The organism is Pantoea sp., from assembly GCF_039594315.1.
In the GTDB taxonomy this organism is placed as follows: Bacteria; Pseudomonadota; Gammaproteobacteria; order Enterobacterales; family Enterobacteriaceae; genus Pantoea.
The window spans coordinates 1-8,768 of the sequence record NZ_JBCNNP010000090.1; the positions used below are offsets into that span (position 1 = coordinate 1).

At 50.2% G+C, this 8,768-nt stretch carries 11 protein-coding genes, 1 pseudogene and 1 other annotated feature; of the genes and pseudogenes, 4 read left to right on the plus strand and 8 right to left on the minus strand.

Annotated features, from left to right (window positions below):
• Positions 1–25: 25 nt before the first annotated feature.
• The 7 genes from pheS to ABDW13_RS22895 all read right to left on the minus strand — a co-directional run bounded on the left by pheS (position 26) and on the right by ABDW13_RS22895 (position 5,561).
• A complete protein-coding gene (gene pheS, locus ABDW13_RS22865) occupies positions 26–1,009 on the minus strand; it encodes a phenylalanine--tRNA ligase subunit alpha (RefSeq protein WP_343554803.1) in 984 nt (327 codons plus the stop codon).
• 70 nt (positions 1,010–1,079) lie between these two features.
• Positions 1,080–1,205: a sequence feature (Phe leader region), on the minus strand.
• Positions 1,156–1,200: a pheST operon leader peptide PheM gene (gene pheM / locus ABDW13_RS22870; protein ID WP_106120997.1), complete on the minus strand. Its 45-nt coding sequence runs from the start codon at positions 1,198–1,200 to the stop codon at positions 1,156–1,158. Its footprint overlaps the feature before it by 45 nt.
• Positions 1,206–1,320: 115 nt before the next feature.
• Complete coding sequence (gene rplT / locus ABDW13_RS22875) at positions 1,321–1,677, minus strand: 50S ribosomal protein L20 (RefSeq protein ID WP_007892678.1); 357 nt, start codon at positions 1,675–1,677, stop codon at positions 1,321–1,323.
• A 94-nt stretch (positions 1,678–1,771) separates the two neighbouring features.
• On the minus strand, positions 1,772–1,969 hold the full coding sequence (gene rpmI / locus ABDW13_RS22880; protein ID WP_004157374.1) for a 50S ribosomal protein L35: 198 nt from the start codon (positions 1,967–1,969) through the stop codon (positions 1,772–1,774).
• A gap of 99 nt (positions 1,970–2,068) precedes the next feature.
• Positions 2,069–2,620 (minus strand): translation initiation factor IF-3, encoded by a 552-nt coding sequence (gene infC / locus ABDW13_RS22885; protein ID WP_036621995.1) that lies wholly within the window; start codon positions 2,618–2,620, stop codon positions 2,069–2,071.
• Positions 2,621–2,624: 4 nt separating this feature from the next.
• Positions 2,625–4,553, minus strand: coding sequence for a threonine--tRNA ligase (gene thrS / locus ABDW13_RS22890; protein ID WP_343554804.1), 1,929 nt, complete (start codon positions 4,551–4,553; stop codon positions 2,625–2,627).
• Between the two features lie 246 nt (positions 4,554–4,799).
• A complete protein-coding gene (locus ABDW13_RS22895; RefSeq protein ID WP_343554805.1) occupies positions 4,800–5,561 on the minus strand; it encodes a DUF481 domain-containing protein in 762 nt (253 codons plus the stop codon).
• A gap of 329 nt (positions 5,562–5,890) precedes the next feature.
• Between ABDW13_RS22895 and ghoS the strand changes: the two genes are divergently transcribed.
• Together ghoS and ABDW13_RS22905 are read left to right on the plus strand one after the other, a co-directional pair.
• Positions 5,891–6,181 carry a type V toxin-antitoxin system endoribonuclease antitoxin GhoS gene (ghoS, locus tag ABDW13_RS22900; RefSeq protein ID WP_343554806.1) on the plus strand — a complete coding sequence of 97 codons (291 nt, stop codon included), beginning with the start codon at positions 5,891–5,893 and terminating at the stop codon, positions 6,179–6,181.
• 89 nt (positions 6,182–6,270) lie between these two features.
• Positions 6,271–7,164 (plus strand): fructosamine kinase family protein, encoded by an 894-nt coding sequence (locus tag ABDW13_RS22905; RefSeq protein ID WP_343554807.1) that lies wholly within the window; start codon positions 6,271–6,273, stop codon positions 7,162–7,164.
• Positions 7,165–7,168: 4 nt separating this feature from the next.
• On the opposite strand, the gene ABDW13_RS22910 is transcribed toward ABDW13_RS22905, so the two are convergent.
• The gene (locus ABDW13_RS22910) at positions 7,169–7,705 is read right to left on the minus strand and encodes a YniB family protein (RefSeq protein ID WP_343554808.1); all 537 of its coding nucleotides are present in this window, start codon (positions 7,703–7,705) and stop codon (positions 7,169–7,171) included.
• A 142-nt stretch (positions 7,706–7,847) separates the two neighbouring features.
• Here ABDW13_RS22910 and hxpB point away from each other — a divergent pair, with 142 nt between their 5' ends.
• Positions 7,848–8,516, plus strand: coding sequence for a hexitol phosphatase HxpB (hxpB, locus tag ABDW13_RS22915; protein ID WP_343554809.1), 669 nt, complete (start codon positions 7,848–7,850; stop codon positions 8,514–8,516).
• Between the two features lie 160 nt (positions 8,517–8,676).
• Positions 8,677–8,768, plus strand: a pseudogene (locus ABDW13_RS22920) (metal-dependent hydrolase); the annotation flags it as partial.

The window sequence follows — 8,768 nt, forward strand, 5'->3', positions numbered from 1 at the left end:
CTGAATTTCATTGGATAACCTGCCCTTATTTAAATTGTTTGAGGAAACGTAAATCATTTTCGAAGAAGGCGCGCAGATCGGTCACACCGTAGCGCAGCATGGTCAGACGCTCCATGCCCATGCCAAAGGCAAAGCCTGAATAAACTTCCGGATCGATGCCGACGTTGCGTAAGACATTTGGATGCACCATGCCGCAGCCCAACACTTCCAGCCACTTACCGTTTTTGCCCATCACATCCACTTCGGCGGACGGTTCGGTGAACGGGAAGTAAGAAGGACGGAAACGAATTTGCAGATTCTCTTCGAAGAAGTTGTTCAGGAAATCGTGCAACGTGCCTTTCAGGTTGGTGAAGCTGATGTCTTTATCAACAATCAAACCTTCCATCTGATGGAACATTGGCGTGTGGGTCTGATCGTAATCGTTACGATAAACACGGCCTGGCGCGATGATGCGAATTGGCGGCTGCTGGTTTTTCATGGTGCGGATCTGCACGCCAGAGGTTTGGGTGCGCAGCAAACGCGTTGCATCAAACCAGAAGGTGTCGTGATCAGCACGCGCTGGGTGGTGACCTGGAATGTTTAGCGCATCGAAGTTGTGATAGTCATCTTCAATTTCCGGGCCGGTTACTACCGCAAATCCCAACTCGCCGAAGAAGTTCTCGATGCGATCGATGGTGCGCGTGACCGGATGCAAACCGCCGTTCTCCACACGGCGTCCTGGCAGAGACACATCGATGGTTTCCGCAGCCAGACGCGCATTCAGTTCGGCACTTTCCAACGTGTCTTTACGCGCGGTAAGGCGATCTTGTACCTGTTGCTTAGCTTCGTTAATCACCGCACCAGCTGCGGGACGATCTTCCGCCGGCAATTCACGTAGGGTGGTCATTTGCAGCGTCAGGTGACCTTTCTTACCTAAAAACTCGACGCGCACGGCGTCCAGAGCAGCGATATCCGCCGCCTCGTCGATGGCGGCCGTGGCACGGGCCACCAGGTCTGCGAGTTGGGACATGATTTCCTCTTCTTCCAGCCGGGCTGGTCAGTTCTTGTTGGGATCATTTGATCCGATTAAGTGTCGCAGAAATAAAAAAGCCTCCACGAGGGAGGCTTTCAGCGCGATTTTTCGTTTCTTTTCTTATGCGCAAAAGCCCCTGATGTTCAGGCGCTAAAGTAAAAAAAGAAACGGAAAATAGCAGCATTCATGCTTGCGTTACCTTGTCATGTTAGAAACCGCACTATTGAAATGCGCAGCGGCCAAAATGTCAATCTTTTGCGTGAGTTGCAGATAATAAAAAAGGGAGCAAGCTCCCTTTTTCAACTGACTTACGCCAGAGCTGATTTTGCTTTTTCAACAAGTGCAGTAAATGTCACTTTGTCGAATACAGCGATGTCAGCCAGAATCTTACGGTCGATTTCAATCGAGGCTTTTTTCAGGCCATTGATGAAACGGCTGTAAGAGATACCGTTCTGACGAGCCGCAGCGTTGATACGCGCGATCCACAGTTGACGGAACTGACGCTTACGTTGACGACGGTCACGGTAAGCATACTGACCAGCTTTGATAACAGCCTGGAAAGCAACGCGGTAAACACGTGAACGTGCACCGTAGTAGCCTTTAGCTTGTTTTAAGATTTTCTTGTGACGTGCGCGAGCAATTACACCACGTTTTACGCGAGCCATGTGAGCTCTCCTATATCATATTCTGTGATGCCCTATTCCCTGCTAGCCAATTGGCGGTACGCAAAGTATTCAGGCAGATTTATAAAAAGTTAACTTATGCGTACGGCAGGCAGGCAATAACCAGACCCAGATCGCCTTTAGACACCATGCCTTTCGGACGCAGGTGACGTTTACGCTTAGTAGACTTTTTAGTCAGAATATGACGCAGGTTTGCGTGCTTACGCTTGAAGCCGCCAGAAGCGGTCTTCTTGAAGCGCTTAGCCGCGCCACGTACAGTTTTAATCTTTGGCATTTTTACAAATATCCACTTCGCATTGTTAATAAAATGAATCAGATAGGCGAATAAAAATCCGCACAACGCAAGCGCTGCGCGGCTTTATTACTTGAAGGCCTACTGTTTCTTCTTAGGAGCGAGCACCATGATCATCTGACGACCTTCGATCTTCGAAGGGAAGGATTCGACAATCGCCAAATCCATGTCTTCACACAGATCTTTACGGACGCGGTTAAGCACTTCCATACCGATCTGCTGGTGCGCCATCTCACGACCGCGGAAACGCAGCGTGATTTTGGCTTTATCGCCCTCTTCCAGAAAGCGAATCAGGTTGCGTAGTTTGACCTGATAGTCGCCATCATCGGTACCAGGACGGAATTTAATTTCCTTAACCTGGATAACTTTCTGCTTCTTCTTCTGTTCCTTAGAAGACTTGCTCTTTTCATAAAGGAACTTGCCGTAATCCATAATACGGCAAACCGGCGGTTCGGCGTTCGGGCTGATTTCAACTAAATCTACGCCAGCCTCTTCGGCTTTCTCAATGGCTTCACGTAAGGTGACAATGCCAAGTTGCTCGCCGTCTACGCCCGTTAAGCGCACTTCGGTAGCACGGATTTCGCCGTTGATACGGTTTGGACGTGTTGGTTGTACTCGTTTTCCGCCTTTAATAACCTTATTCCTCTAATTGGTGAAGATGTCGGCTGCGAATCTCTTGTTGCAGCTTCTCAACAAACACATCTACGTCCATGCTCCCAAGGTCTTTACCACGGCGGGTACGCACGGCAACTTTGCCTGCTTCTACCTCTTTGTCACCGCAAACCAGCATATAAGGGACGCGACGTAATGTGTGCTCGCGGATTTTAAAGCCTATCTTCTCGTTTCTCAAGTCTGCTTTGACACGAATGCCTGCATTCTGCAATTTCTTTGTCAATTCACTGACATATTCTGCCTGACTGTCGGTGATATTCATCACCACAGCCTGCACCGGCGCCAGCCAGCTCGGGAAGAAACCTGCGAACTCTTCGGTCAGGATGCCGATAAAGCGCTCCATTGAACCCAGAATTGCGCGGTGAATCATCACCGGTGTCTGACGATCGTTGTTTTCGCCGACAAAAGTCGCGTCCAGACGCTTCGGCAGGGAGAAGTCTAGCTGAACGGTGCCACACTGCCAGGCGCGGTCGAGGCAATCGTACAGGGTAAACTCAATTTTCGGGCCGTAGAACGCCCCTTCTCCCGGCTGATATTCGAATGGGATGTCATTCTCTTTCAGCGCTTCGGCTAAATCCACTTCCGCACGGTCCCACATTTCGTCGGTACCGATACGTTTTTCCGGACGGGTCGACAGTTTCACCACGATTTTTTCAAAACCGAAGGTGCTGTACATGTCGTAAACCATACGGATACAGCTGTTCACTTCATCACGTACCTGATCTTCGGTACAGAAGACGTGAGCATCATCCTGAGTAAAGCCACGCACACGCATCAAACCGTGCAACGCACCTGATGGCTCATTACGATGGCAGCTACCAAACTCCGCCATACGCAGCGGCAAGTCGCGGTAGGATTTCAGACCCTGATTAAAGATCTGAACGTGACCTGGGCAGTTCATTGGCTTGATGCAATATTCACGGTTCTCTGAAGAGGTAGTGAACATCGCTTCTTTATAGTTTTCCCAGTGCCCGGTTTTTTCCCACAGCACACGGTCCATCATGAACGGACCTTTCACTTCCTGATAGTCGTACTCTTTCAGCTTGGTACGCACAAACACTTCCAGCTCACGGAAGATGGTCCAGCCATCGTTATGCCAGAACACCATGCCCGGTGCTTCTTCCTGCATGTGGTACAGATCAAGCTGCTTACCGATTTTACGGTGATCACGTTTCGCCGCTTCTTCCAGGCGCTGCAAATAGGCCGCCAGCTGCTTTTTATCTGCCCAGGCAGTACCGTAAATACGCTGCAGCATTTTGTTATCGCTGTTGCCGCGCCAGTACGCTCCGGAGATTTTCTGCAATTTAAAGTGATGGCAGAAACGCATATTCGGCACGTGCGGACCGCGGCACATGTCGATGTATTCTTCATGGTGATACAAGCCAGGCTTATCGTCGTGGCTAATATTCTCGTCAAGAATGGTGGTTTTGTAGCTTTCGCCACGCGCGGCAAACACATCACGTGCTTCCTGCCAGCTCACCTTTTTCTTCACAACATCGTAATTGCTTTCCGCTAACTGGTGCATACGCTTTTCCAGCAGCTCAAGGTCTTCCTGCGTCAGCGTATGATCCATATCGACATCGTAATAAAAGCCATTGTCGATGACTGGACCGATCGCCATTTTGGTATTTGGCCACAGCTGCTTAATCGCATGCCCTAACAGGTGCGCACACGAGTGACGAATGATTTCCAAACCGGCTTCGTCTTTGGCGGTGATAATTGCGACTTGCGCGTCTTCGGTAATCGGATCAACCGCATCGACCAATTCGCCATTCACACGGCCCGCGATACAAGCTTTCGCCAATCCCGGTCCAATATCCAAAGCGATATCCATCACGCTGACCGGACGATCAAAACTGCGCTGGCTGCCATCAGGAAGAGTAATTACTGGCATTTCATATCCTTAGTTGCAGTGGTAAGCCACACGAAAGCCTACATGCAAAAATGAGTTTCTTGTAAGTAACCTGGCGTGATGTCAGACCCACGTTGTCGGAATGACGCCAGGAGTGTAAAGCGGCGATGATAATAGCAGCTTTCGTTGCCGATCAAAACCCGTGAAGAAAGTCGCTAAGCCAAAGAGAGATAAAAAAAAACCGCTGTGCGGCATGTGCCGAACAACGGTTATTTACATCAAGCTCGCTTACATCGCGTATGAGAGCTGGATAGTGGTTTTGGTGTCGGTACGATCAGGTGCAGATTCTGGCGGATTGTTGTTCCAGGTCACGTTGTAGCCCAGCTTCAACGCGAAGTGTTCGTTAATCGCTACCTGCAACGCCGTTTCGGAGTTCAAGGTGGTATCGTCACCGAAGCTGCTCAAGACAGAAACACCCTGAATGAACTTGGTAGTATCGGTCAGCTGCCATTGATAACTCACCGCACCGTAGCCCAGCGCTTTGGTTTCGTGGCCGCCGGCATGGAAGTCGTCGTAACGTACACCCGGACCGAATTCAGCACGCAGTGAGTGCACTGGACCATTCAGGATCTGACGACCGTAACCGGCGGTCAGTACATCACGTGAATCATAACCGTTGAAACGATCGCTCAACCAGCTTGCCTGACCGAACAGGTAATCGGCGCTGTTGAGGTTATAACGGGAACGACCACCGATGTTGTAGGTCTCAGAAGAACGCTCATCGTTAGATGAGTTGTTCGCGGCATTGCCCCACAGACTGAATGCGGTATTGGTTTGATACCACGTCATATTGGTTGCAGCACTCAGCGCGGAGCTGGTGGTGTTACCGGTCTGCGCCAAATAACCCGCTGACGCGCTGCCTTCGAACGGTTTTTTCGCCGTTGAAGGGTCATCCATGGAGGTAAATACGGCGTTATCTGCAAATGCCTGGTGACAAAATGCTCCAGCAGAGAGCAATAAAACAGCGGACAGCTTATTAAAGGCTTTCATTAAATATGACCCGTACGACAGTTTAAAAAAAGTTGAGTCTGAAGCGTTTTCCCGACCAATCAATGCAATTTACTGTAAGTTTTGTAAAAAAGTATGAAATCGCCGAAAAAGCCAAAAAAGAGACTGGCCCCGCTCACTTAATAGGATGGTTCCCATTTTCGCTGAGCATTATATGAGGCAATTAACCAAATAGCAGCCCGATCTCCACAAGATTTATCTGAAGATCGTTGACGCAAAATTGCGCCCTCCATTCACTCTTTCGCTTGAAATTCGCTCAATCCGTTGCGCTGGTCTACGCTGAAATCTGTTCCATAACAACGAGGTGAATAATGAGTGACCATGATCTTAAACGTTACATTGTCACGCTAACGTATCAGGAAAACGGCTTGGGCGATTTGCAATCCGTTAACAGTGCCATGATCAATGGCGGATACAGCACCACGTTAAGCGACGATGAGGGACATCCACACGAACTTGGCACCAACAGCTTCGGCATTGTCAGTGCGTTGGATGAGCATGAAATCAGTGAGCAAGCTGCGGGATTTGCTCAAATCGCACTGCATCATAAACCGGAAGTTGCCGTCACCACGCTGGACGCATTTTTGAAGGCGCAATCCTGATACGTTGCAAAAAACCGCATCAACGCCAGGTTTGCTGAAATTTTGCACGTTACAATCGACCTTACGCAGCGAATAAAGAGGATTACCCGATGTGGTCAGCCATTAATCGACTGTTAAGCGAGTACGCCGGCGAAGCCGAAATCAGTGAACGTCAGGAACTTCCCGGCGGCGATGTGCATCCTGCATGGCGAATCCGTTATGGTGAGTTAGAGGTGTTCGTCAAATGCAACACCCGCGACATGCTCACCCTGTTTAGCTGGGAGGCCGACCAGCTCGATTTGTTGGCGCGCACGCAGACAGTGCGCGTGCCGAAAGTGTATGGCGTCGGTAACGATCGCGATACCAGCTTCCTACTGCTGGAATATATCCAGCCGGTCGCGCTTGATGAACGCAGCGCCTTCCAGCTTGGCCAGCAGTTGGCGCACTTACATCAATGGAGTGAGCAACCGCAGTTTGGCCTCGATTACGACAACAACATCACCACCTCGCCGCAGCCGAATAGCTGGTTACGCCGCTGGTCGGTATTTTTTGCTGAGCAGCGCATTGGCTGGCAGCTGCAATTAGCCGCTGAAAAAGGCGTGCATTATGGTGATACCGAATTAATTGTCGATTGCGTACAACGCGCGTTAGCTAATCATCATCCACAACCTTCTTTATTACACGGCGATTTATGGCCCGCGAATTGTGCCGGCAGCGCCAGCGGTCCGTGGCTGTTTGATCCGGCCTGTTATTGGGGCGATCGCGAATGTGATTTGGCGATGTTGAGTTATTACGCTGACTTACCTCGCCAAATCTTCGATGGCTACCAGACAATTTGGCCGTTGGCCGATGGTTTCTCACAGCGCCAGCCGGTTTATCAACTCTATTATTTGTTGAACCGTGCCAACGTATTTGGCGGCAACTGGACGGGCGAAGCACAATTCGCCATCGGCCAGTTGTTAGATGAAGATGTGTTGGGTGCACGTCAGGCCAGACCGGCCTGACGCCTTACAGCATACCGAGCAACTTCAGCACGAAGTAACCGGCGATAGCGATGATAATCGGCAAGATATACAGCGGGAAAATCTGCAATAAAATGGTATGACGTGGAATATGAATTTTCTCTTCCAACTGCGCGCGCGTGCGCCCTTCGCTACCTTTGGCTTGTTCCAGAATCAATTGATCCTCAATTCCCTCTTTGACATGGCGTGATTGTCGCCACATGCGTGCGCCCGAAGCCTGCAAAGCGATACCAACAAAAATCAGGATATAGATCAGCCAGAAGCCAATATTGGCGCCGCCGTTAAATTCCGGCACCGGCGAGTTCTGCCAGAAAACGTTAAGGAACGGCGTATTGAACTTCACCATGTCGACCATGACATGCACAAAATCGAGCATGACGGCATCAATGCCCGGCTGCTTTTCACTGTGTTTAAACATAAAACCGAGCAGTGAAATAATGGTGGATAGCAATGCCGGAATAAAAATCACCCAGCCAGCCACTCGCTTAAGGATGGCGATGCGGCCAGCCTGTTGGTAAGTCATGGTGTCTCCCTGAACCGATAATAGTTTTGCCTAAGTCTACCTGCACTACGCTAATTTTTCCTGAAAAATGCGTGGCCTGCCGCGAGTCGGCTTTCTCCTGCTGTCATGATAAGGTAAGCCAAATTTCAAACGGAGCTGTTGTATGTCATATCGTCGCCCTGTATTGGCCGCCATTTTTGATATGGATGGATTGCTAATCGACTCGGAACCGCTGTGGGATCAGGCGGAATTGGATATTTTTGCCAGCCTTGGCGTGGACATCACGCGTCGCCACGAACTGCCGGATACCTTGGGTCTGCGCATCGATCAAACCGTGCGTATGTGGTTTGAAGCGCTGCCGTGGAATGGTCCCGATCAGCAGGAAGTGACGAATCGCATCATTGCGCGTGCTCTGCAATTGGTGGAAGAAACGCGCCCTATTTTGCCGGGCGTCGAGCAAGCGCTGCAATTGTGTCAGCAGCAAGGCTTAAAAATTGCGCTGGCGTCTGCATCGCCGCTGCACATGCTGGAACGTGTGCTGGAGATGTTTGACCTGCGCAAATATTTCGATGCGATTGCCTCCGCCGAATCATTGCCGTACAGCAAACCGCATCCACAAGTTTATCTTGATGCAGCAGCTAAGCTGGGCATCGATCCGCTTAATTGCGTCACGCTGGAAGATTCCTTCAACGGCATGATTGCCACTAAAGCGGCACGGATGCGTTCAATTGTGGTTCCCGCCGCCGATCATCGCGATGATGCGCGTTGGGCGTTAGCCAATGTCAAACTCGACGATTTAACCCAGCTTAAACCCGAGCATTTGCACGGTTAACCTCAGCCAGCATAGTCAATGGTTGGTTAGCGCGCTAAGCTAACCCGTTCATTTCCCGCGTCATTGTGACGTGGGAAGTGAAAAAATATTAACGCTTCGTTACAGCGTCACCATTCTCATTCACTGGATAAATCCCTATACTGGATGCATCGACAGTTTTATGCAGCCAGGTTTCATCATGACGGCCGAAGGCCATATCATTTTTGCCATTGCCAGCGCCATTTTTGCCAAGCGCGCGGAGCTGACGCCAGT

Coding starts and splice junctions, on each gene's coding strand:
- pheS (WP_343554803.1), bottom strand. CDS start 1,009: ATGTCCCAACTCGCAGACCTGGTGGCCCGTGCCACGGCCGCCATCGAC.
- rplT (WP_007892678.1), bottom strand. CDS start 1,677: ATGGCTCGCGTAAAACGTGGTGTAATTGCTCGCGCACGTCACAAGAAA.
- rpmI (WP_004157374.1), bottom strand. CDS start 1,969: ATGCCAAAGATTAAAACTGTACGTGGCGCGGCTAAGCGCTTCAAGAAG.
- thrS (WP_343554804.1), bottom strand. CDS start 4,553: ATGCCAGTAATTACTCTTCCTGATGGCAGCCAGCGCAGTTTTGATCGT.
- ABDW13_RS22895 (WP_343554805.1), bottom strand. CDS start 5,561: ATGAAAGCCTTTAATAAGCTGTCCGCTGTTTTATTGCTCTCTGCTGGA.
- ghoS (WP_343554806.1), top strand. CDS start 5,891: ATGAGTGACCATGATCTTAAACGTTACATTGTCACGCTAACGTATCAG.
- ABDW13_RS22905 (WP_343554807.1), top strand. CDS start 6,271: ATGTGGTCAGCCATTAATCGACTGTTAAGCGAGTACGCCGGCGAAGCC.
- ABDW13_RS22910 (WP_343554808.1), bottom strand. CDS start 7,705: ATGACTTACCAACAGGCTGGCCGCATCGCCATCCTTAAGCGAGTGGCT.
- hxpB (WP_343554809.1), top strand. CDS start 7,848: ATGTCATATCGTCGCCCTGTATTGGCCGCCATTTTTGATATGGATGGA.